This is a genomic window from Actinomadura chokoriensis (genome assembly GCF_039529475.1).
In the GTDB taxonomy this organism is placed as follows: Bacteria; Actinomycetota; Actinomycetes; order Streptosporangiales; family Streptosporangiaceae; genus Spirillospora; species Spirillospora bangladeshensis.
Genome location: NZ_BAAAMW010000010.1, coordinates 240,641 through 261,214, shown reverse-complemented (window position 1 = coordinate 261,214; position 20,574 = coordinate 240,641). Strand labels below are relative to the sequence as shown.

21 protein-coding genes are annotated in these 20,574 nt (G+C 70.8%); 14 read left to right on the top strand and 7 right to left on the bottom strand.

From position 1 onward, the window contains the following. Positions 1–150 precede the first annotated feature (150 nt). Complete coding sequence (locus tag ABFX46_RS22995) at positions 151–564, bottom strand: C40 family peptidase (protein ID WP_346045026.1); 414 nt, start codon at positions 562–564, stop codon at positions 151–153. Between the two features lie 804 nt (positions 565–1,368). Between ABFX46_RS22995 and ABFX46_RS22990 the strand changes: the two genes are divergently transcribed. The 4 genes from ABFX46_RS22990 (at position 1,369) to ABFX46_RS22975 (ending at position 4,743) form a co-directional block, all read left to right on the top strand. Continuing rightward, entirely contained in the window at positions 1,369–2,919 is a 1,551-nt protein-coding gene (locus ABFX46_RS22990) for a family 1 glycosylhydrolase (protein WP_346045024.1), read from the top strand. A 179-nt stretch (positions 2,920–3,098) separates the two neighbouring features. Further along, the gene (locus ABFX46_RS22985) at positions 3,099–3,716 is read left to right on the top strand and encodes a nucleotidyltransferase (RefSeq protein WP_346045023.1); all 618 of its coding nucleotides are present in this window, start codon (positions 3,099–3,101) and stop codon (positions 3,714–3,716) included. Between the two features lie 17 nt (positions 3,717–3,733). Next, positions 3,734–3,979, top strand: coding sequence for a BON domain-containing protein (locus ABFX46_RS22980; RefSeq protein WP_163053350.1), 246 nt, complete (start codon positions 3,734–3,736; stop codon positions 3,977–3,979). Beyond that, on the top strand, positions 3,976–4,743 hold the full coding sequence (locus ABFX46_RS22975) for a metallophosphoesterase family protein (protein ID WP_346045021.1): 768 nt from the start codon (positions 3,976–3,978) through the stop codon (positions 4,741–4,743). The genes ABFX46_RS22980 and ABFX46_RS22975 overlap by 4 nt, the downstream gene beginning before the upstream one ends. Positions 4,744–4,855: 112 nt before the next feature. On the opposite strand, the gene ABFX46_RS22970 is transcribed toward ABFX46_RS22975, so the two are convergent. Both ABFX46_RS22970 and ABFX46_RS22965 read right to left on the bottom strand, forming a co-directional pair. Next, positions 4,856–5,878 carry a DNA topoisomerase IB gene (locus tag ABFX46_RS22970; protein ID WP_346045019.1) on the bottom strand — a complete coding sequence of 341 codons (1,023 nt, stop codon included), beginning with the start codon at positions 5,876–5,878 and terminating at the stop codon, positions 4,856–4,858. Beyond that, complete coding sequence (locus ABFX46_RS22965) at positions 5,878–6,726, bottom strand: SDR family oxidoreductase (protein WP_346045018.1); 849 nt, start codon at positions 6,724–6,726, stop codon at positions 5,878–5,880. Before ABFX46_RS22965 ends, ABFX46_RS22970 begins: the two co-directional genes overlap by 1 nt. A 224-nt stretch (positions 6,727–6,950) precedes the next feature. On the opposite strand from ABFX46_RS22965, the gene ABFX46_RS22960 reads away from it, so the two are divergent. The 3 genes from ABFX46_RS22960 (at position 6,951) to ABFX46_RS22950 (ending at position 9,780) form a co-directional block, all read left to right on the top strand. Next, positions 6,951–7,724, top strand: coding sequence for an SDR family oxidoreductase (locus tag ABFX46_RS22960; RefSeq protein WP_346045016.1), 774 nt, complete (start codon positions 6,951–6,953; stop codon positions 7,722–7,724). 8 nt (positions 7,725–7,732) lie between these two features. Next, positions 7,733–8,545, top strand: coding sequence for a crotonase/enoyl-CoA hydratase family protein (locus ABFX46_RS22955; RefSeq protein WP_346045014.1), 813 nt, complete (start codon positions 7,733–7,735; stop codon positions 8,543–8,545). Between the two features lie 158 nt (positions 8,546–8,703). Continuing rightward, positions 8,704–9,780 carry a hypothetical protein gene (locus tag ABFX46_RS22950; protein WP_346045012.1) on the top strand — a complete coding sequence of 359 codons (1,077 nt, stop codon included), beginning with the start codon at positions 8,704–8,706 and terminating at the stop codon, positions 9,778–9,780. Between the two features lie 85 nt (positions 9,781–9,865). Here ABFX46_RS22950 and ABFX46_RS22945 read toward each other — a convergent pair whose 3' ends face one another. Both ABFX46_RS22945 and ABFX46_RS22940 read right to left on the bottom strand, forming a co-directional pair. Next, positions 9,866–10,321: a YbaB/EbfC family nucleoid-associated protein gene (locus tag ABFX46_RS22945; RefSeq protein ID WP_346045011.1), complete on the bottom strand. Its 456-nt coding sequence runs from the start codon at positions 10,319–10,321 to the stop codon at positions 9,866–9,868. A 16-nt stretch (positions 10,322–10,337) separates the two neighbouring features. Then, a complete protein-coding gene (locus tag ABFX46_RS22940) occupies positions 10,338–10,973 on the bottom strand; it encodes a hypothetical protein (RefSeq protein WP_346045009.1) in 636 nt (211 codons plus the stop codon). Positions 10,974–11,085: 112 nt separating this feature from the next. Between ABFX46_RS22940 and ABFX46_RS22935 the strand changes: the two genes are divergently transcribed. The 4 genes from ABFX46_RS22935 to ABFX46_RS22920 all read left to right on the top strand — a co-directional run bounded on the left by ABFX46_RS22935 (position 11,086) and on the right by ABFX46_RS22920 (position 17,320). After that, positions 11,086–11,397 (top strand): hypothetical protein, encoded by a 312-nt coding sequence (locus ABFX46_RS22935; protein WP_346045007.1) that lies wholly within the window; start codon positions 11,086–11,088, stop codon positions 11,395–11,397. A gap of 22 nt (positions 11,398–11,419) precedes the next feature. After that, positions 11,420–12,337: a hypothetical protein gene (locus tag ABFX46_RS22930; protein ID WP_346045005.1), complete on the top strand. Its 918-nt coding sequence runs from the start codon at positions 11,420–11,422 to the stop codon at positions 12,335–12,337. Positions 12,338–12,502: 165 nt separating this feature from the next. Beyond that, positions 12,503–15,289 carry an AAA family ATPase gene (locus ABFX46_RS22925; protein WP_346045003.1) on the top strand — a complete coding sequence of 929 codons (2,787 nt, stop codon included), beginning with the start codon at positions 12,503–12,505 and terminating at the stop codon, positions 15,287–15,289. 195 nt (positions 15,290–15,484) lie between these two features. Further along, positions 15,485–17,320: a M4 family metallopeptidase gene (locus ABFX46_RS22920; RefSeq protein WP_346045001.1), complete on the top strand. Its 1,836-nt coding sequence runs from the start codon at positions 15,485–15,487 to the stop codon at positions 17,318–17,320. Positions 17,321–17,366: 46 nt separating this feature from the next. On the opposite strand, the gene ABFX46_RS22915 is transcribed toward ABFX46_RS22920, so the two are convergent. Beyond that, positions 17,367–17,576 (bottom strand): hypothetical protein, encoded by a 210-nt coding sequence (locus tag ABFX46_RS22915; RefSeq protein WP_346044999.1) that lies wholly within the window; start codon positions 17,574–17,576, stop codon positions 17,367–17,369. Here ABFX46_RS22915 and ABFX46_RS22910 point away from each other — a divergent pair. Together ABFX46_RS22910 and ABFX46_RS22905 are read left to right on the top strand one after the other, a co-directional pair. After that, complete coding sequence (locus ABFX46_RS22910) at positions 17,557–17,892, top strand: SAM-dependent methyltransferase (RefSeq protein WP_346044997.1); 336 nt, start codon at positions 17,557–17,559, stop codon at positions 17,890–17,892. The two genes, ABFX46_RS22915 and ABFX46_RS22910, sit on opposite strands and share 20 nt — an antisense overlap. A 294-nt stretch (positions 17,893–18,186) precedes the next feature. Continuing rightward, entirely contained in the window at positions 18,187–18,963 is a 777-nt protein-coding gene (locus ABFX46_RS22905) for a DUF2382 domain-containing protein (RefSeq protein ID WP_346044995.1), read from the top strand. Between the two features lie 60 nt (positions 18,964–19,023). Here the strand turns inward: ABFX46_RS22905 and arfB are convergent, their stop codons facing one another. Beyond that, positions 19,024–19,449 (bottom strand): alternative ribosome rescue aminoacyl-tRNA hydrolase ArfB, encoded by a 426-nt coding sequence (gene arfB / locus ABFX46_RS22900; RefSeq protein ID WP_163058049.1) that lies wholly within the window; start codon positions 19,447–19,449, stop codon positions 19,024–19,026. A gap of 89 nt (positions 19,450–19,538) precedes the next feature. Here arfB and ABFX46_RS22895 point away from each other — a divergent pair, with 89 nt between their 5' ends. After that, a complete protein-coding gene (locus ABFX46_RS22895; protein WP_346044993.1) occupies positions 19,539–20,396 on the top strand; it encodes an oxygenase MpaB family protein in 858 nt (285 codons plus the stop codon). Positions 20,397–20,574: the final 178 nt, after the last annotated feature.

Below are 20,574 nucleotides of genomic sequence, written 5' to 3'. Positions count from 1 at the left end.
GCACTTCCTATCGGGGTGAGATATCGAGCTTCTGATTCAACCGCAGCTCGGCCGGTCGTGGGTGGTTGTGGGGTCGGTGGCCGTGCGGGGGTGGGGCGGGGCGTGGCCCGGCATGGGGGATGCCGGGCCACGAGTTCGTGTTCGGCCGGATCAGAGGCCGGGGCGGACGGCGCCGTTGAAGTTGCGCTTGTAGTACTTCGTGAGCTTGACCTTCTTGACGAGCTTGCCGGAGCTCGGTGCGTGGATCATGTAGCCGTGGCCGGCGTAGATGCCCATGTGGGTGCGGCCGCTGTAGAAGAACAGGAGGTCGCCCTTGACGGCGCCCTTCCACGAGACCTTCTTCTTGACGGCGCGGTAGATCTGCTGGCTGGTCCGGGGGAGCTTGACCCCGGCCTTGCGCCAGGCGCCTCCGGCGAGGCCGGAGCAGTCCCACGAGCCGGGGCCGGTGCCGCCGTAGCGGTACGGGTCGCCGATCTGCTTCGACGCGTACTTCACCGCGTAGGCCGCGCGCTTCTTCTGCTTCGCGGCACGGGACTGCTTGGCGGAGACCTTCGCGGCGGGCATCACCACGACGGCCCGCTGCGGTTGCGCCGCCGCCGCGGCCGGTCCGGCCGCGAGGACGGACGCGCCGAGCGCCGCGGTCGTGGTGAGGACGAGACCGCCGGTGGTGAATCCGGCCTTCAGGGGGTTTCGAGGGGTATTCAGAATGACTCCAGACCTCGCGGTTGATGCCTACCGGGCAGCCGTCACCCCGGTGGTCTTCCACAGGGGAACGGGAGGGCGCGGCCATTCCGTGTGCGTCATTCAGGGGACGCGGGAAAAGTGGTGGCCGCTTCCGGTTCCGTGCCTCTCGACTGCACGGATTCGGCGTCCGACGTCGGCTTTCGCGCGGGGTCCGCGATGGACGACCTGGGGGTCCGCGCCGGCTCCGATCGAGGGTGGGCCGTGCGCGCCGCTGCCGCGCGTCGGGTGCGTGTTCTGTTATCTGGGCGGCGGTTGTGCCGCATGAACCGGGCAGGAACGTATGCAGGATCGGGCGAACATGGCAAATCCCTCCGGGCATTTCGAGGTAGGCGGACGGTGGCGGGCGCGCCTCCGCTCCCGCCGTGGCCTGCGCTGATTCCGGGCGTGTCGCGAGAACTGTGAACTAGGTCACGAATTCCCGCGGGAAGATCGATTTCATGGTGGCGCGCGCGGCGGCGAGTGGGAACTGGAATCGCGTTCTGTGGAAAACCTCGCCCCTGTCGACCCGGTCATTTGTGGCGTATATCACGTATCGGTAAATGCGTCGGCCGCCCGGATTGCCGCTGCGGCGGCCGCGTCGGCGCGGCCCGGTTGCGGACGGACGAGATTGCCCGATTCGGCCAGATGAGGGGGTTGACGGGTCGGTTCCGGCCGCCTGTAGTCCGAAGGAGATGCAGGTCCCGTTCAGGGAAGGAGCCCTGTGTTCGGCAGCCCCGCCCGATCTGCCAACCGCGCCGGTTCTGTTGGCCTTGCCCGATCTGCCGATCCCGTGCGTTCGGCTCGCCGGGCTTGGTCTGTTCGCAGGGCCTCCCGTGCCGTCGGCCCTGTCCGCTTCATCGGCTCCGCCTGTCTCGCCGTGGTGGTCGCGCTGACGTTGGGTGCGCCGCCGGCGGTCGCCGCGGCGCCCAGTCGGGCCGCGGTCGCCTCGTCCACCGCGAAGTTCCCAGAAGGGTTCCTCTGGGGCGTCGCGCCACGTCCGGGTTCCAGAGCGAAGGGTCCTTCCCCGACAGCAACTGGACGCGGTACGCCGCGAGCGGTGCGGGCGATGTGTCCGACCCTTACCGCGACTCCGTCGACTTCCGGCACCGCTACCCGGCCGATCTGAAGCTCGCCGAGAACCTAGGCGTGGACGTCTTCCGGACGTCCGTCGAGTGGGCCCGCATCGAACCGCGGCGCGGCCACCGGGACCCGGAGGCGCTCGCCTACTACGACGACCTCATCCGCCGCATCAAGGCCAACGGGATGCGGCCGATGCTCACCCTCGACCACTGGGTGTACCCCGGCTGGGTCGCCGACCAGGGCGCCTGGGACAACCCCCGTACACAGGACGACTGGCTCCGCAACGCACGCTTCGTCGTCGACCGCTACAAGAACCAGGGCGTCATCTGGATCACCTTCAACGAGGCCAGCGCCTACATCTACAAGGAACTCACCCACCGTCCGATGGACCTCGGGCAGATGCTGAAGATGCGCGACGCCCTCATCAAGACGCATCGCGCCGCCTACGACATGATTCACAGGCTCGACCCGGGCGCCCTCGTGTCGAGCAACGTCGCCTACGGGACGGCCCTCAACGGCATCTTCGACGCCGCCCTGTTCAACGACGTCACCGACAAGCTCGACTTCATCGGGATCGACTACTACTACGGCGCGAACCTGCAGAACCTCACCTCGGTGTACGCGCTCACCGGCGAGTTCTGGAAGATCGACCCCGAGCCGGAGGGTCTGTACTACGTCCTGAAGAGCTACCAGAAGCGGCTGCCCCACCTGCCCGTGTACATCGTCGAGAACGGCATGTCCACCGACAACGGAAAACCACGCCCGGACGGCTACACGCGCTCGGACCACCTCCGCGACCACATCTACTGGATCCAGCGTGCGATGGCCGACGGCGTGAAGATGATGGGCTACAACTACTGGAGCCTTACCGACAACTACGAGTGGGGCAGTTACCGTCCCCGGTTCGGCCTCTACACGGTGGACGCGCTGACCGACCCGACCCTCACGCGCCGTCCGACCGACGCCGTCCCCACCTACCGGTCGATCATCGCGAACCGGGGCGTCCCTTCCGGGTATGTGCCGGTGCGCAGGCCCGGCTGGTGCTCGATCGAGGATCCCGTCGCGACCTGTCTCGGCACGACCCCGACCCCGCCCGCCGCCTACCGCGTCCCCTGACGACGGCATGACCTGCGGTTCCACGGGTACCGCCACGGCGACCGCAAACGACTGAGAGAGAACGCGGTCGTCCGAGGGAGCCAAATCGATCGAGGGAACCCGGCCGACCAGGAACCCGGCCGACCGAGGAACCCGGCCGACCGAGGAACGCGTGGGGGGACGTGCAGACGGAGCCGCCGATGGCCGCTACGCGCGGGTCCGGCACCGCCGGCCCGGGGCCGGACTCGGGCGGCGTCGCCGAGGGCCTGCTGAACGCCCTGAAGCGGGCGGCGGCCGCGCTCCGCGACGCCGGGATCGGGTACGCGCTCGCGGGCGGCTTCGCGGCGTACGCGCACGGCGCCGCCGTGTCGACGCACGACGTCGACTTCGTGGTGCGGGAGCGGGACGTCCAGGCGGCCCTGGACGCGCTCCTCAGCGCGGGCATGACGCATCTGGAGAGCCCGGAGAACTGGCTGGAGAAGGCATACGACGGCGAGCACGTGATCGACCTGATCCACACGCCGTCGGGCCGTCCGGTGGACGGGGAACTGCTCGGCCGGGCCGAGGAGATGGCGGTCGGGGCGGTGCTCATGCCGGTGCTGCCCGCCACCGACCTGGTGGTCATGCGGCTGCTGGCGTTCACCGAGACCGCCTGCGACTTCAGCGGGTTCCTGCATGTCGGGCGGGCGCTGCGGGAGCAGGTCGACTGGCGCCGGGTGGCCGCCGAGACCGCGCGGTCCCCGTACGCGTACGCGTTCCTCACGCTGCTGGCCCGGCTGGACGTGATCGAGGCCGGCGCGCTGGACGGGATCCCATGACCGAAGGGGGGCAGGCCATGACCGACATATCGGGCTACGTGGCCGCGCACATCCAGGAGCGGCTCGCGATGGAGGCGTACGAGCTCGGCATCCGGGTGGACGTCCGCGGCGACGTCGTCCATCTGCGCGGCGAGGTGGTGAGCGAGGAGCGGAGCCGGGCCGTCGAGGAGGCCGCCCGCGACGCCGCCGAGGGCCGCCGGATCTGCAACGAGCTGCACGTCATCGCGGTGCCCGAACCGGACGGAGAGGAGCAGATCTCATGATCCGCGTCGCGGCGGCGGGCGACCTGCACGTCGGGCCGGAGGTGGCCGGCGCGTACCGGGCGCGGCTGGCCGCGCTCGCCGACCATGCGGACGTGTTCCTGGTCGCCGGCGACCTGACCCGGCACGGGACGGTCGAGGAGGGCGAGGTCGCGGCCGGTGAGCTGCGCGGACTCGGCGTCCCGGTGGTCGCCGTGCTCGGCAACCACGACTACCACTCCGACGCCGAGAGCGAGATCGGCGGCGTGCTGCGGGACGCCGGCGTGACCGTCCTCGAAGGCGACGCGACCGTGATCGACTGCGCCGGGACGAGCCTCGGCATCGCGGGCGGCAAGGGGTTCGGCGGCGGGTTCGAGGGCCGCTGCGCCAGCGACTTCGGCGAGCCGGAGATGAAGGCGTTCATCCGGCACACCAAGGATTTCGCCGACCGGCTGAACACGTCCCTCACCGACCTGGACACCGACGTCACGGTCGCCCTCACCCACTACGCGCCCTGCGCCGACACCCTCGAAGGCGAGCCGCCGGAAATCTATCCGTTCCTTGGCAGCTACCTGCTGGGTGAGGCGATCGACTCGGCGGGCCGCGTCGACCTCGCCGTGCACGGCCACGCGCACAAGGGGACGGAGAAGGGCCTCACGTCGGGCGGTATCCGGGTGCGGAACGTGGCGTTGCCGGTGATCCAGCACGCGTACGCCATGTACTGCCTGGAAGTGCCCGAGCCCGCCGAAGATCGCGGTCCCGTCAGGGAACGGGTGTCGGCCTGGTGAACGTTCGCCTCTACGAAGAAGGCCGGTGGACGGTCGCGAGATCGCGCGGAGGGGAGTGATCTCCCGATCGTCCCACCGCCCACTCGGTACCGCCCGCTCAGTACCGCCCGCCTCAGCCGGGCGCCGAGCGCAGCAGATCCAAGACGGCCTGCTCGACCGGCCCCTGCGTGGCCAGTTCGCCCTCGGACGCCTCCACGCCGAGCCGGCCGAGCGCCGGCGCGATCGTCTCGCCGTCCTCGTAGAGCCGGATGATGCGCGGATCGATGTAGGACGCCCGCGCCACCGCCGGCGTGTTGCCGAGGTAGGCGGCGACCTCCTTGACGACGCGGACGATGGCGCGCTTGCGGGCCGTGTCGCTGCCGCCCGCCCGGACCGACACCGCGAGCCCGACCGCGGCGAGCACGGTGGCGTGCCAGGTGCGGAAGTCCTTGGCGGTGAAGTCGCCGCCGGTGACCTCCCGGACGAAGTCGTTGATGTCGGACGTCGTGACGTCGTGCCATCCGTCCCGCGTCCGGTAGGCGAGCAGTTCGGGGCCGCCGTCGCGGCGCCGCTTGAGGCCGCTGACGACCTTGCACACGTTCTCCTCGGCGACGGCCCGGTACAGGTCCTTCGAGCCCTTGGCCGGGTACTCGAACGTCACCTCGTCGCGCCGGCACGTGACGTGCTCGCGCAGGACGGTCGCGAGCCCGAACGTGCCGTTCTCCGCCGCGTACGACTCGCCGCCGATACGGAAGAAGCCGAGGTCGATGAGGCGCACCGCAGCCGCCAAGACCCGTTCCCGCGTATACCCGTGTTCCATCAGATGCTCGGCGATCGTGTGGCGCACCTTGGGCAGCCGTTCGGCCAGCTCTAGGACGTGCTCATGTTTCTCTTGGTCGCGCTGTTCCCGCCATGCCTCGTGGTAGAGGTACTGGCGCCGCCCTGCCGCGTCGGTGCCCATCGCCTGGATGTGGCCGTCCGGGTCCGGGCAGATCCAGACGTCCTTCCACGCAGGCGGGATGACGAGTGACTTGATGCGCTGCTTCTCGGTGGGGTCTTGCAGGGGACGGCCGTCCAGCCCCAGATAGACGAACCCCTTGCCTGCCTTCCGGCGTCCGTAGCCGGACTCTCCAGTGTCGCTCCGCTGCAAGTCCATCAGCCTGGATGTATCTCCCCGCCGGCGGGAACCAGTGTCTGCCCGGTGTAGTACGACGACTGCCGGTTGGAGGCGAAGAACACATAGGACGGCGCGATCTCATCCGGATCAGCGGGACGTCCCATCGGCGCGTTCTTCCCAAAGGACTCGACACGGTCCTCGTCGAACGTCGCCGGAATCAGCGGCGTCCAGACCGGCCCCGGCGCGACGCAGTTGACGCGGATCTCGCGGTCCATGAGGCTCTGGGCGAGGCTCGCGGTCAGCGACATCACCGCGCCCTTGCTGGCGGAGTAGTCGATGAGCGACTTGTTGCCGCGCAGCCCGTTGATGGACCCCGTGATGATGATGGACGACCCTGGCCCCATGTGGTCAAGGGCTTCCTGGATGGTCCAGAACACCGCGAACACGTTCACCGCGAACGTCCGGCGGAGCTGCTCGCCGTCGATCTCCCGGACGTCCTTCACCGGCTTCTGCGTGCCGTGGTGCAGGACGAGCACGTCCAGCGAGCCCAGTTCGCGGACGGCGTGCTCGACGACCTCCCGGCAGTGCCGCTCCTCGGCCATGTCGCCGCCGTAGGTGAGGCAGCGCCGCCCGGCGGCCTCGACCAGTCCCGCGGTGTGCCGGGCGTCGTCGTCCTCCTCGAGGTAGGTGATCGCGACGTCGGCGCCCTCCTTGGCGAACGCGACGGCGGTGGCGCGGCCGATGCCGGAGTCGCCGCCGGTGATCAGCGCCCGGCGGCCGTGCAATAGGTCGCTGCCGAGGTAGTCGCGCATCTCGTCGCGTGGCTCGGGTGTCATGTCCCCGGTCCGCCCGGGGTAGGACTGGCTCTGTGCCGGACGTTCGCTCATGCTCGGCTCCTCCCGGGGACGGCCCCGCCGTCCACGTGACCGGGGACGGCCCCATCGTCCACATGACGCGGGTGCCCGGAGCTGCGCGGAGCAAACGCGGGGCCTATTGTAACCCGTGAGTAATAACGCGCTCGGCGATCCGCCGGGGTGTGAGCGGAGCGCGCGGTGCCGTCTGGATAGCATCACCCCGAACCACATTCGGTCCCTCACGTAAGGTGTCGCTTATGGACCTGAACGGAGTTTCCGCCGTCGTATCCGGTGGCGCGAGCGGCCTCGGTGAGGCCACCGTCCGCGCGCTGGCCGCCGAAGGCGCCAAGGTGGTCGTCGCCGACCTGAACGAGGACAAGGGCAAGGCCCTCGCCGACGAGGTCGGCGGCGTCTTCGTCAAGACCGACGTGTCCAACGAGGAGCAGGTGCAGGCCGCGGTGCAGGCCGCCGTCGACACCGGCGCCCCGCTGCGCGTCATCGTCAACAGCGCCGGGATCGGCTGGGCGTCGCGGACCGTGAACCGCGACGGCACCCCGCACGACCTGGCCTCCTTCGAGACCGTCATCCGGGTCAACCTGATCGGCACCTTCAACCTGATGCGGATCGGCGCGGCCGCGATCTCCAAGACCGAGCCCGCCGACGCCGACGGCCTGCGCGGCGTGGTGGTCAACACCGCGTCCGTCGCCGCGCTGGAGGGCCAGACCGGCCAGATCGCCTACTCGGCGTCCAAGGGCGGCATCGTCGGCATGACGCTGCCGGCGGCGCGCGACCTCGCCGCGATCGGCGTCCGGGTCAACACCATCTGCCCGGGCATCATCGACACCCCGATCTACGGCTCGGGCGAGCAGGCCGAGGCGTTCAAGGCCAAGCTCGCCGCCCCCGTCCCGTTCCCGAAGCGGATGGGCACGGCGGCGGAGTTCGCGCACCTCGTGAAGGCCCTGATCGAGAACGACTACATGAACGGCGAGACCATCCGCTTCGACGGCGGTATCCGCTTCCAGCCGAAGTGAGGCACTGAATGACCGACGCTGTATCGCCCGAGGGGGGACGACCCCCCACGCCCCCCGGCAACCCCGCCGTACTGACCGAGGAAGACGGCGCCGTCCTCGTCATCACCATCAACCGCCCGGAGGCCCGCAACGCGGTCAACGGCGAGGTGGCGCGGGGCATCGCGGCGGCCGTCGAGGAGCTGGAGACCCGCAAGGACCTGTCCATCGGCATCCTCACCGGCGCCGGCGGCACGTTCTGCGCGGGCATGGACCTCAAGGGCTTCCTCACCGGCGACAACCCGGTCGTCGAGGGGCGCGGGTTCGCTGGCCTCACCGAGCGCCCGCCGGCCAAGCCGATGATCGCCGCCATCGAGGGCTACGCCCTGGCCGGCGGCTGCGAGGTCGCGCTGTCCTGCGACATGATCGTCGCGGCGCGGGACGCCCAGTTCGGGCTGCCCGAGCCGAAGCGCGGCCTGGTCGCGGCGGGCGGCGGGCTGCTGCGGCTGCCGCAGCGCATCCCGTACCACATCGCCATGGAGATCGCCCTCACCGGCGACAAGTACCCGGCGGAGCGGATGGCCGAGCTCGGGTTCGTCAACCGGCTCGCCGAGTCCGGCGGCGCGCTCGCCGCGGCCAAGGAGCTGGCCCTCAAGGTCGCCGAGAACGCGCCGCTGGCGCTCGCGGCGACCAAGAAGGTCATCGTCGAGTCCGCGGACTGGACGACCGAGGAGGCGTGGAAGAAGCAGCAGGAGATCACCCTGCCGGTCTTCACCTCCAAGGACGCCCAGGAGGGCCCGGCGGCGTTCGCCGAGAAGCGCAAGCCGAACTGGAAGGGCGAGTAGCCCTCCCCGTTCACCGGACGCCCGGAACCGCGAGGTTCCGGGCGTCTTGGCGTCTCCGCCCGGCGCCATGCCGATCGGGCAGGGCTCCCCGCACCGCGCCAGTAAGTGATCCCGTACTCTGTGGCGCACCCTTGCTGTGATCTTGGAAGTGGGAGCCCATGAGACGCAATGCGGCACTGGTGGTCGCCACCGCCCTGGCCTGCGGCGCCGGTACGGTCGCGCTGGCCGCCCCCGCGCACGCCGCCGGCTGGACGAACGCCCCCAGCACGGCCCTGGCCTACGACGGCAGCCTGGAGCGGGTCGACTTCGGTGCCGGGGACGCGGGCTGGGCCGTCGGCGCCGCCGGCTCCTTCTTCGGCCCGCAGGCGAAGATCGTCCGCTGGACGGGCTCCGCGTGGGTCGCGGACACGAGCCCGGTCGGCTTCACCCCGATCGACGTCGCCGTCGCAGGCCCGTCCAAGGCGTGGATCATCGGCTACAACCTCGGCGGCACCCTCGGCCTGTACTGGAACGGCACCGCGTGGAGCCAGGTCGCCTACCCGCTGGTGGGCTTCCCGACCGCCGTGTCCGCCGCCCCCGACGGCACCGCCTACTCCATCGCCGGGATCAACCCCTCCGGCGGTGGCCCGAGCGCCATCCTGCGCTGGACGGGCAGCGCCTGGGTCGACCCGGTGGTGCCGCTGCCGCCGTCCTCGTCCATCACCGCCTTGGACGTCCGCGCGGTGGACGACGTGTGGCTCGCCGGCACCACGGCCGAGACCGGCACGTCCGTCACCGGCCTGGTGATGCACTTCGACGGCACGTCCTGGACGCGGATCAACGTCCCCGGTGGCCTCGGCACCCCCGGCTACCAGGGCACCCTGCACCGCATCGTCGCCGACTCCCCGACGAACGTCTACGTCCTACGCGCCCGTCAGAACGCCCAGACGACCAACGCGCTCCTGCACTACGACGGCACGTCCTGGACGACGACCAACCTCCCGCTGACCGCGACCGGCATCGCCATGTCGTCGGACGGCAACGGCGGCGTAGTCGTGCTCCCCGCAACAACCGGCGCGAACACCCAGTACCTGCACTACGACGGCACGTCCTGGACGACCCTGAACGGCCCCTCCCGCACCGGCACCGCCCAGGCGACCGACGCCGACGCCCGCCCAGGCACGTCCGCCCTAGTGAGCGCAGGCACCAACACCCAGTCAGGCAAGAAGGTCCCCTTCATCGAGCAGTTCGACTGACCCACCCTTCACGGACCCACCCACCCTTCACGGACGCCCGCCCCGCCACCCCGGCGCGGCGGGCGTACGTGCTCGCGAACGGCTCTCAGCTCTCGCGTGGCATTTGCCGGCGGATCTGGTCGAGCATGGCGTTCGCGTCCCGCGACAGCGCCTGGACGATGTCGTCCATGCCTCGCAGCGTCTCCTTGAGCGCCTCGGGCTTGGGGACATCGGCGGCCGCATCATCCCCGTACACCTCGCCCGCGATCTCCTGCTTGCGCCGCTGCAGATCCTGGACGGCCTCACGACTGAGCCTGCTGATCGTCGCCGCCAGCTCCTCCGAACCCATCCGCATCGCGCGCGGGTCGATGTGCACCTCGGGAAGGCCCTCCTCGGGGGAGAACACCACGCGCACCCGGCCGTCCGGGGTCTCCGCCTCCCCGGTCAGCCCCGCGAGGCGCTCCTGCAGCTCCACCGATTTCTCGGCCATGCGCTGCGCGGACTGGGCGGCACCGGCGATGTCGATGCCGAGCATCGCCTCCACGTCGAACATGCCGGCCATGGTCGGTCCTTTCTGGTCAGGGACGTATGACCTGGTTGGCCATCTCGTTGCGGCTCAGGTCGCCGATGATCGGGAACACGGCCAGCAGGGTGCGCAGCGGCCCCCGCGCCTCGCCGGAGATCTGGACGGTGTACTCGTTTCCGAACCTGTTGAAGAAGTCTCTGGTGCCGCGGACCTTCGTCTGCCAGCCCCTGGTCGCGTCCACCTGGGCGATCTCCGTGCCGTCCTGGACGCAGGTATAGGGGAAATGGCGCCGGTGGACACGCTCGATACGCGCCGTCTCCGTCCCCCCGGCGTCTTTGATCTTGTAGTCCCAGGACCGCCACGGAAACGCGGGTGCGGTCAGGACGCCGATCACCGGTCCGGCGGGTTCGCTGACCGAGGCCCATACGCGCTGGGGAAAGCGCTGCCGCTTCTCGATCCTGAGCAATGGCATGCCGGCCCCGGTGCTGAGTAGCAACTCGAAATGAAACGGCTTGGGCTCGATCGGCGGCGCGATGCGCATGAGCAGCGGATTCTTGCGTTTTATCTCGACCGCTCGGCCGATCTCCTTCCGCTCACCGTCGGTGAGGACATAGGAGAGCAGACCGGTCTCATCGTCGAAACCTTCATTTGTCACGACGACCACGGGCGCGGAGAACGGATCGGACATGGTGTCCCAGTCTGCCATGGAGGCCGGGTGAGATGTCGCTGATCACCGTGCTTGCATATATTTTCCGGCGCCTCTACGATGCACAACCGCAGTAGTCAGAGCGGGAGGCGCGATGAGCCCCGGTGATGATGACCGGCGTGCTACGCCGGCCCGGATGGCCGAACATGGTCAGCGGCTGCATGCGAATGTGAACAAGCATTTGCAGGCCGCGTGGAACGATCTCCAGTTGTCGCGCGACGCCGTTCAGAGCGGCTTCACCGCCAGCTCCTACGTGTACGCGATGGCGTGCGCCGAGGCCGTGGAGTTCGCCGAGGAGGACCTGGAGACGAAGAAGAAGGCGCTCAACGCCTTCCGGGACCTCCTCGCCGTCTCGGCCACCAATTGGGAATCAGCGGAGACCAAGAGCGCCCTTCGGCGCCCGTGAACCCGACGATCGGAGCCGATCGATGACCAGCGCCAGCTCCCAGGCTGCGGTGGGCGCGTTGACCAGTGCCAACATCGTGGCGATGGTGATCCCGGCGGCATGGCCCTGCGCGGCGCTCATGTACGCGAACCAAGGGGATCCCGAGGCCGTGTTCAAGGCCGGGCTGAAATGGCTGGACATGTACGGGGAGCTCGGCGGCGCCCAGGAGGCCGCCGACGGCACCGAGCTGCCCAAGGAGGAATGGCAGGGCCGCGACAGGGACGCCTACGACGAGCGGATCGACGAGTACCGCGGCCAGCTGACCGGATCGAAGCAGCTCGCGTTCGCGGTCGGCACCACGATGACCATGATCGGCGGCCTGCTGCTCATCGTGGTCGCATTGATGGTCGTGATAGCGGTGATCCTGCTGGCGTGCTTGGCCTACGTTCTGGCGGCGCTGGCCGGTGTCTTCACCGCGCCGGCGGCGTACGCCCAGGCATCGGAGGTCGCGGTGGAATGCGAGACCTTCCTGGAGCAGGTCTCGACCGTGGTGGTCAAGGTGGCCGCCGCCTGCGCGGGAGTCGTCGCGGCGGTCATGGCACTGGACGTGGGCTGGCAGAAGGCGTTCCACAACGATGCCGTCTTCGCCGATCTGGGCGGATCCTTTCGCGACGCGGCCGACAACATGGTCTGGGGCACCCTCGCCAAGCTGGAGCAGATGGTGATGAGCGCCGGGATGAAGACCAATGCGCCCGCGACCGACCCGACCGGGCGGGTGCCGAATTCATGGGTATGGCGGCAGTCGCGGCACGGGAAAAGTCCCGTCTCCGGCGGCTTCGGTCTCGCGGGTCTGCTCCAGGGGGCCGGCGGAGCCAACTTCACGGAGACCATCCAGAAAATGGTTCCCGACTACAACAAGCGCGACAAGGGGCTGTTCGACGATCCTCCCAAGGAGGACTGACGTCCCTGACCAGGGAGGACCGACGGCCTTGCCGGCGGAGGACCGGCCCTTCTTCAGCAGGATTACCGGCGTCCGAGTCGGCGGTGGAGCGGGGTCGTTGTGGGTGGGGGGTCGGCGTGGTTATGGTCGGAGGTGGCGTCCGGTTTCTCCTGGAAGGAGCGATCCATGGACGTCCGTGCCGCGCCGACGGTGGTCCGGAAGGGAAGACCGCCCGCGCCGGCAGGGCGGTCCGCACTGCTCGCGACCATCGAGGCCAGTCTCGCGGCGAACGGAAGCGTCGTGCTGACCGGGCCGAGCGGCATCGGGAAGACGGCGCTCCTCGAAGCCGCCGGGGCCGCGGCGGACGCGCGCGGCGAGCTGGTGCTGCGGGCCGCGGGTACGGAGACCGAGCGGTGGGTGCCGTGCTCGGGCCTCGCCGAGCTGCTCGACCAACTGCCCGCGCCGCTGGTCGGTGAGCTGCCGCGCGAGCGGCTGAGCGGGCTGCCCGAACCGCACGCGGACCATGTCGGATGCCGGTTGTCCTTGCGGGGCCTGCTCGCCCGGTGCGCCGAGGAGCGTCCGGTGCTGGTCCTCGTCGACGACGCGCAATGGCTGGACGGGGAGTCCGCCGACGCCGTCCGGTACGCGGTCGGGCGGCTCGCGGGGAAGGGCGTCCGGGCCATCGTCGCGGGGCGGTGGGCGGACGGGTTCGCGGCCGGAGGCGGCGCCCCCTGGGCGCCCGCGCCCGACGCGCTGCACCTGCCCGTGCCCCCGCTGACCCCGGACGAGCTGGCCGAGATGTTCGACAGCTACGGCCTCCCGGTGCGGGTGGTGAACACGCTGCACTCCGACTCGGGCGGCAACCCCTACCTCGCGCTGGCGCTGGGCGGCGCGTTCACCGACCGCATCCCGCGGCACTGGCGGCCGGCTCCGCTGCCGCAGCGCGTCCAGTCGGTGATCGCGGAGCGGCTGGCCCGGCTGCCGGCCGAGGCGCGCGAGACGCTGCTCATGGCGGCGCTCGCGATCCGACCGACGACCGACCTGCTGTGCCGTGCGGGACGCACCGGCGCCGTGCGGGACGTCCGGGCCGCCGCCGGTCTCGGGCTGCTGATCAGCGAGGGCGGCGGCATCCGGTTCACGCCGCCCGCCGTCGGGACCGTCCTCGCCGAGTCCGCCGACGCGCGGCACCTGGCGCGGGTTCACCGCGCGCTCGCCGCCGTTGTCCCGGACGCTGCCGGACGGGCCCGGCACCGCGCCCTCGCCGACCCCGGCCCGAGCGCCGAGCCGGCGCATTCGCTGGTCACGGCGGCGGAGCAGGCCGTCCGGCAGGGCTCGCACCGGATGGCCGCCGAGCTGTACCGGCTGGCCGCCGACCGGTCCCCGGCCGAACGGCTGGAATGGCTGGTCGCGGCCGCCGAGACGGGCGCGAACGGCGGCCTGCCCGACCTGGTGCACCGGGCCGCCGAGGCCGTCCTCGCCGCGGACGCGACGCCGGCGCAGCGGGTCCGGGTCCGGCTCGCACTGCTGGACCTGTCCGGGCAGGGCCTCGCCGAGATGGGGGAGGTGTTCGCCGCCGCGCTGGTGGACGCCGACGGCGACCCCGCGCTGCTCGGCCCGCTCCGGCTGCGGATGGCGCTCGGCGCGCTGGTCAACGGCGCGCCCGGACGCGCCGAGCAGGAGGCCAACGGCGCGCTCGCGCACGCGCGGGCGACGGGCGACACGGCGCTCGAAGCGAAGGCGCTGACCGTCCGGGCGAACATCTCGCTGATCGAAGGGCGCGGCGACTACGCCACCGACCTGCGCCGGGCGCGGCGCCTGCCCGAACCGCCGCTGGACGGGCAGCTGCACATGACGCCGCGCTACCTGGCCGCCTACTGCGCGGTGTTCGAGGACCGCCTCGCCGAGGCCCGCGAAGACCTGCTCCGGATGCTGGCACTGGTCGAACGCGGGTCGGGCGAGGAGGTCGTGCACGTCCTGCGGAACCTGTCGGAGATCGCCGTCCACACGGGACGCTGCCGGGAGGCGCTCGACTTCGCCGACCGGGCCATGCGCGTCACCGAGGAGGCCGCGCTCAGCCCGGGACCGGCCTGGTACCACGGCGCGCTGGCGGAACTGGCCGGCGGCAGCCTCCGGCGCGCGGTCGCGCTCGCCGAGCGGGGGCTGCGCGCGTCCGAGCAGGAGGACGACGTCATCTTCCAGAGCCGCCTGCTGCACGTGCTCGGCGTCGCCCGCATGCGGCTCGGCGACGTCCGCGCGGGCGTCGAGGCGCTGTGGCGGATCGACACGCTCGGCGAGGGGCGCGGGCTGCTGTCGCCGTTGGTGCTGCGCCGGCACGGCGACCTCGCGCAGGGGCTCGTCGCGCTCGGCGACACCGCGCGGGCGGCGGAGGTGATCCGGACGACCCGCATCGTGGTCGGCGACCGGGCGCGCGGCATCGGCGTCACCGGACGGCTCGACCGCGCCGAGGCCTGCCTGCTCGCCGCCCGCGGCGAACCGGACGCGGCCGTCGCGCTGCTGAGCCGGACGGCGACGCTGTTCGAACGCCTCGGGCAGCCCCTCGAAGCCGGGCACTGCCTCCTCGAACAGGCCCGGATCGAGCGCCGCCGACGCCGCGCCGGGCCCGCCCGCGCGGCCGCCTCGGAAGCACTGGAGATCTTCCTGCGGTGCGAGGCGCGGCCCTGGGCGGAGCACGCGCGGCACCGGCTCGCGAGCCTGGATATGGGGCCGCGGGAGGGAGCCGCGCTCGACCGGACGTCCCTGAGCGAAGGGGAGCGGCGGATCGCGCTGCTCGTCGGGCAGGGCATCACGAACCAGCAGGTCGCGAACCGGCTGTTCCTGAGCGTGAAGACCGTCGAGGCGTCCCTCACCCGCATCTACCGCAAGCTCGGCATCCGCTCGCGCACGCAACTCGGGGCTCTGCTGGACGGGCCGGCGGCCCTGCCGGACGAGTCGGGAGCGACGCTGCCGCGATAGTCCACCCCTGCGCCCGGTAGGGGTTCCCCTTGCGTCCGGACGGATCTCCCTACGGTTCCGGCCGATGGTCGACTTTGCGGTGACTTGCCCGCAGATGCATGCGATCGTTCCGCAGGCACACCCGCCTCCGACCACTCCCGAGCCCCGGCCGGCACCACTATGCCCGCCGGGGCGAGCCCCCAAAGGAGTACCCCCGTGAGATCCACGACCCCCGGACACGCCCACCGGCACGTCCACCGGCGCGCCCACCGGCGCGTCGCCCTGAGCAGCGCTCTCGTCACCGCCGCCGCGATGGCGGCGGTCGCGCTGCAGGCGGGGCCGGCCACCGCCGCGTCCCCGCCGAACCAGGGCGATCCCGGCCAGCTGCCCGCCAAGGTGAGCGCGAAGGAGTACAAGGCGCTCGTCGGCCGGGCCAAGGCTCAGCAGGACGAGACCGCGTCGCAGCTCAAGCTCGGCGCCAAGGTCGAGCTGAAGACGAAGACCGTCGTCAAGGACAAGGACGGCACCACCCACACCCACTACGCGCGCACCTACGACGGGCTGCCCGTCCTCGGCGGCGACCTGATCGTCCACCGGGCGCCGTCCGGCTCCATCACCCGCGTCAGCCAGGGGGTCACCAAGACCCTGAAGGTGAACACCGCACCGAAGACGCTGGTGTCCACGCGTCCGGCCACGCCGAAGGCGGCGGGCAGCGTCGCGCCCCGCAAGGTCGTCTGGATGGCGGACGGCGAGCCCGTCCTCGCCTGGGAGACCGTCGTCGGCGGGACGCAGCGGGACGGCACCCCGAACCGGCTGCACGTCGTCACCGACGCCCTCACCGGCAAGAAGGTCATCGAGTGGCAGGGCGTCCAGACCGGCACCGGCAACAGCCAGTACTCCGGCACCGTCCAACTGGGCACCACCAACTCCGGCGGCACCTACTACCTGCGCGACACTGCGCGCGGCAACCACGACACCACCAACCTGAACGGCGCCACGTCCGGCCGGGGCACGCTGTTCAGCGACAGCGACGACGTGTGGGGCACCGGCTCGCCGAGCAGCGCCCAGACCGCCGCCGTCGACGCCGCCTACGGCGCCGGCGAGACCTGGGACTTCTACAAGACCGTCTTCGGCCGGACGGGCATCCGCGGCGACGGCGTCGGCGCGTACTCCCGCGTCCACTACAGCAGCGGCTACGTCAACGCCTTCTGGGACGACTCGTGCTTCTGCATGACGTACGGGGACGGGCAGGGCAACAGCCGGCCGCTGACCGAACTGGACGTCGCCGGGCACGAGATGACGCACGGCGTCACGTCGAACACGGCGGGGCTCATCTACCAGGGCGAGTCCGGCGGGCTGAACGAGGCGACGTCCGACATCATGGCCACCGCCATGGAGTTCTGGGCGAACAACTCCAGCGACGTCGGCGACTATCTCATCGGCGAGAAGCTGAACATCCGCGGCAACGGCGCGCCGCTGCGGTACATGGACCGCCCCAGCAAGGACGGCGGCTCGCTGGACAACTGGTCGCCGAACGCCGGCGGCGTCGACGTCCACTACTCGTCGGGCATCGCGAACCACTTCTTCTACCTGCTGTCCGAGGGCAGCGGCTCGAAGGTGGTCAACGGCGTCCAGTACAACTCGCCGACCGCCGACGGGCAGCCCGTCACCGGCATCGGCCGGGAGAAGGCCGCCGCGATCTGGTACAAGGCGCTCACCGAGGAGATGCGCCCGACCACCGACTACGCCGACGCCCGCCGCGCCACCCTCGCCGCCGCGTCCGGCCTGTACGGGGCGAGCAGCGCCGAGTACGCCGCGACCGCGAACGCGTGGGCCGGCGTCAACGTCGGCGGACGCGTGGACGACCCGGGCGACCCCGGCCCCGGCGACCCGGGCCCCGGTGACCCGGGCGGCACCTGGGCGGTCGGCACGGCGTACGACGTCGGCGACGTGGTGACCTACGACGGCGCGTCCTACCGCTGCCTGCAGGCCCACACCGCCCAGCCCGGCTGGACCCCGCCGAACGTCCCCGCCCTCTGGCAGCAGGTCTGACCGCACGCTCGCGGCGTCCCCCGCAGGAGGGACGCCGCGGGCCCCGTCACGCATCCCGCAGCCTCAGGCCGACACGGCAGGGCGCCTCGAAGGCGGCACCGCCCTCGTCCAGCAGGGTGCGCCGCAGTGCCGTGGCCGCCTCGGCGGTCGGCACGAACTCGATGGGGTGGTCATCGCGTGGTGTTCCGCCACCGAGTGTCACGTAGAGGCAAAGCCCCGCCCCCAGCCTCGCGGCGGTGATCAGCGAGCCGTCCACCACACCGGCAACGGCGGCCGGCCGCGGTGCCATGACGGTCGAGTCGGAAGTCTTCATCTGGCGCCCGCCAACAGGACGTGGGACGGCCGCGGAGCACGGGCGGCGCCGCGGATGCGGGTTCAAGCGCCCGGTCGGCCTCCTCCTCATAGCGGTACTGCACTGCATCCCGGACGACGAGAACCCACGGGGCATCATCGACACCCTCATGGACGCCTTCGTCCCGGGCAGTTTCCCCGCCATCACCCACCCCGGCATCGACCAGTTGCCCGAACAGATGAAGGCCGCCGAACAGGCCCTAACGAAATCCATGGGCTAAGGCTGATGGGGAAGTCGCAATGCGACACCGCAGGCAACGCACCGGCGTCCGGCCGTCCGCCCGGCATGCCTCCCTCGGCAGGTACCAGACGCCGCATAACACCCACGCGTATACGTAAAGCATGGCCCCGGCGGGCTTGGCGCCGCGCGGACGATCTGGCCGATCGCCTCCGGCACCGCGCCGGCCGGCTCGGAACATAGAGGCGGACAAAGGGGACTTTTAGGGAGATTTGCCCTGGGGGGTGGGTGCCTTCGAGGTTCGGGGTTAGGGATCACGTAGCGGAGGGAGGAAGCAATGATCAGCGAACGGCAGATTCCCCAGGTGCTGAACCACCCGCTACAGGACGTGGACGGCCGCAAGGTCGGCGATGTGAAGGACGTCTTCCAGGACGATGCCACGGGACGGCCCGAGTGGCTGGGCGTCCAGACCGGGCTGATGGGCACCAAGGAGACCTTCGTACCCGTCAGCGGCGTCGAGGTGGTGGCCGACCATATCGAGTCGCTCTACGAGAAGGACTTCATCAAGCACGCGCCCGACGTCGAGGTCGACGCCGACGGGCACATCTCGGCGAGCGAGGAGCGGCGGCTGTACGACTACTACAGCATCGAGCGGGGCCGCAGGCAGGCGCCCGCGAGTGGGGCGCCCACGACTGGGACGCCCACGACTGAGGCGCAGACGACTGGCGACAATGCGATGACCCGCTCCGAGGAGCAGTTGCACGTCGGCAAGGAGACCCGCGAGAGCGGCCACGCCAGGTTGCGCAAGTACGTGGTCACCGAGGAACAGGAGATGACCGTTCCGGTGAGCCACGAGGAGGTCCGGGTCGAGCGCGAGCCGATCACCGATGAGAACCGGGACGCGGCGATGCGCGGGCCCGAGATCAGCGAGGCCGAGTACGACATGACCCTGCACGAGGAGGAGCCGGTGGTCTCCAAGGAGACCATCCCGGTGGAACGGGTGCGGGCCACCAAGGAGACCCGCACGGAGCAGAGGACCGTCGGCGGCCAGGTCCGCAAGGAGCACATCGAGCTGGAAGAGGACACCGGCGAACGCGGTCGCCGCGACCGGTGACGGTAGAGCCGGGCCCGCTGCCGCCTTCGGGTGGCGGTGGGCTCGACGCGATCAGCGGGGTCAGTCCCAGCGGGCGGAGCGCTGGCGCTTGACCGCCGAGCGCCGCTTCTTGTTCTCCAGGCGCCGCTCGTTGATGCCGCGCGGGATCTTCTTCGGGATGCGCTTCTTCGGGGGCGGTGCCGTCGCGTCGGCCAGGAGGGTCGCGAGGCGGGTGCGGGCGGCGTCGCGGTTGCGCTGCTGGGAGCGGTACTCCTCCGCGCGGATCGTCAGGACGCCGCGGACGAGCCGTCCGGCCAGGCGTTCGAGGGCGCGGGCGCGCAGGTGCTCGGGGAGGGACGGGGAGTTCGCGACGTCGAAGGAGAGTTCGGCGGCGGTGGCGCTGGTGTTGACGTGCTGCCCGCCCGGCCCCGAGGAGCGGGAGAAGCGCCAGCCGAGCTCGGACTCCGGGATGGAGACCGAGCCGCGGACGTGGATCTGCTCGGGCATGTCCCCATTGTCGCAGCCGGGCCGTGATCTTGTCGCCTGGATTACCCTCCGGTAGCGACAACTGCAAGTACTTACTTACACTGTCCGGCATGGCTGACGGAATCTTCAGGGACGGAATCGTCCAGGACGGAATCTTCAAGGACGGCGACCTGATCCGCGTGATCTCCCAGGAGGGCGCGCTCATCGCGGCGGGCGGGGCGGCGTCGCTGCTCCAGACCGCGCATCCCAAGGTGGCGCAGGGCGTCTACGACCACAGTTATACGGCGGACGATCCCGCGCGGCGGCTGCGCAACACGATGGGGTGGCTCTACGTCGTCCAGTTCGGGACGCGGGAGGAGGCCGAGACCCTCAGCGCCCTCGTCACGAAGGGGCACGAGTCCATCACGGGGCCCGGCTACGAGGCGAACGACCCCGAGTTGCAGGTGTGGGTCGCGTCCACGCTGTTCGCGGTGGCGACGCAGTTCTACCAGCTGCTGTTCCGCCGGACGTTCAGCGAGCGCGAGCTTGACGAGTTCTACCGGCAGACCAAGATCTACGCGACGATCCTGGGCTGCCCGGAAGAGCGCATGCCGGCGACCTACCGCGACTTCCGCGTGTACTACGCGGGCATGCTCAACAGCTTGAAGATCAGCGACGCGTCCCGGGCGGTCGCCGAGCAGGTGCTGCACCCGAAACTGCCGGGCGGGCCGCTGAACGCGCCGGGCCTGATGATGATCCGGCTGCTCACTGCGGGGATGATGCCCGAGCCGATCCGCGTGCAGTACGGGTGGAAATGGAGCAAGGCGCGGGAGATGCGGTTCCGGCTGCTCGTGGCGGCGCTGGCCGCGGTGTATCCGCGGCTGCCGGTGCGGGTGCGCACCCTGCCGCGGGAGGTGTACCTGCACTCCACGCGCAAGATGCTGTCGAAGGTCAAGCGCAAGCCCGCGATCAGGGTCCGAAGCTCCTGACCAGACGGCTCGTGATCGGACGGCTCCTGACCAGACGGCTCAGGAAGCGGCCCGGGCTCATGAAAGGGCTGAACGGCCGCGTGATCCACAGGCAGGTCACGCGGCCGTTCTCCCTTGCCGGCCCTCCCATGCCCGGCCCGGCCGGGAGGACCTTCTGACCGGTCCGCCGCCCGTCCGC

Excerpts from the sequence above, each read along its gene's own strand:
- ABFX46_RS22995 (WP_346045026.1), bottom strand. The coding sequence starts at position 564 with ATGCCCGCCGCGAAGGTCTCCGCCAAGCAGTCCCGTGCCGCGAAGCAG.
- ABFX46_RS22990 (WP_346045024.1), top strand. The coding sequence starts at position 1,369 with ATGAGGGGGTTGACGGGTCGGTTCCGGCCGCCTGTAGTCCGAAGGAGA.
- ABFX46_RS22985 (WP_346045023.1), top strand. The coding sequence starts at position 3,099 with ATGGCCGCTACGCGCGGGTCCGGCACCGCCGGCCCGGGGCCGGACTCG.
- ABFX46_RS22980 (WP_163053350.1), top strand. The coding sequence starts at position 3,734 with ATGACCGACATATCGGGCTACGTGGCCGCGCACATCCAGGAGCGGCTC.
- ABFX46_RS22975 (WP_346045021.1), top strand. The coding sequence starts at position 3,976 with ATGATCCGCGTCGCGGCGGCGGGCGACCTGCACGTCGGGCCGGAGGTG.
- ABFX46_RS22970 (WP_346045019.1), bottom strand. The coding sequence starts at position 5,878 with ATGGACTTGCAGCGGAGCGACACTGGAGAGTCCGGCTACGGACGCCGG.
- ABFX46_RS22965 (WP_346045018.1), bottom strand. The coding sequence starts at position 6,726 with ATGAGCGAACGTCCGGCACAGAGCCAGTCCTACCCCGGGCGGACCGGG.
- ABFX46_RS22960 (WP_346045016.1), top strand. The coding sequence starts at position 6,951 with ATGGACCTGAACGGAGTTTCCGCCGTCGTATCCGGTGGCGCGAGCGGC.
- ABFX46_RS22955 (WP_346045014.1), top strand. The coding sequence starts at position 7,733 with ATGACCGACGCTGTATCGCCCGAGGGGGGACGACCCCCCACGCCCCCC.
- ABFX46_RS22950 (WP_346045012.1), top strand. The coding sequence starts at position 8,704 with ATGAGACGCAATGCGGCACTGGTGGTCGCCACCGCCCTGGCCTGCGGC.
- ABFX46_RS22945 (WP_346045011.1), bottom strand. The coding sequence starts at position 10,321 with ATGGCCGGCATGTTCGACGTGGAGGCGATGCTCGGCATCGACATCGCC.
- ABFX46_RS22940 (WP_346045009.1), bottom strand. The coding sequence starts at position 10,973 with ATGTCCGATCCGTTCTCCGCGCCCGTGGTCGTCGTGACAAATGAAGGT.
- ABFX46_RS22935 (WP_346045007.1), top strand. The coding sequence starts at position 11,086 with ATGAGCCCCGGTGATGATGACCGGCGTGCTACGCCGGCCCGGATGGCC.
- ABFX46_RS22930 (WP_346045005.1), top strand. The coding sequence starts at position 11,420 with ATGACCAGCGCCAGCTCCCAGGCTGCGGTGGGCGCGTTGACCAGTGCC.
- ABFX46_RS22925 (WP_346045003.1), top strand. The coding sequence starts at position 12,503 with ATGGACGTCCGTGCCGCGCCGACGGTGGTCCGGAAGGGAAGACCGCCC.
- ABFX46_RS22905 (WP_346044995.1), top strand. The coding sequence starts at position 18,187 with ATGATCAGCGAACGGCAGATTCCCCAGGTGCTGAACCACCCGCTACAG.
- arfB (WP_163058049.1), bottom strand. The coding sequence starts at position 19,449 with ATGCCCGAGCAGATCCACGTCCGCGGCTCGGTCTCCATCCCGGAGTCC.
- ABFX46_RS22895 (WP_346044993.1), top strand. The coding sequence starts at position 19,539 with ATGGCTGACGGAATCTTCAGGGACGGAATCGTCCAGGACGGAATCTTC.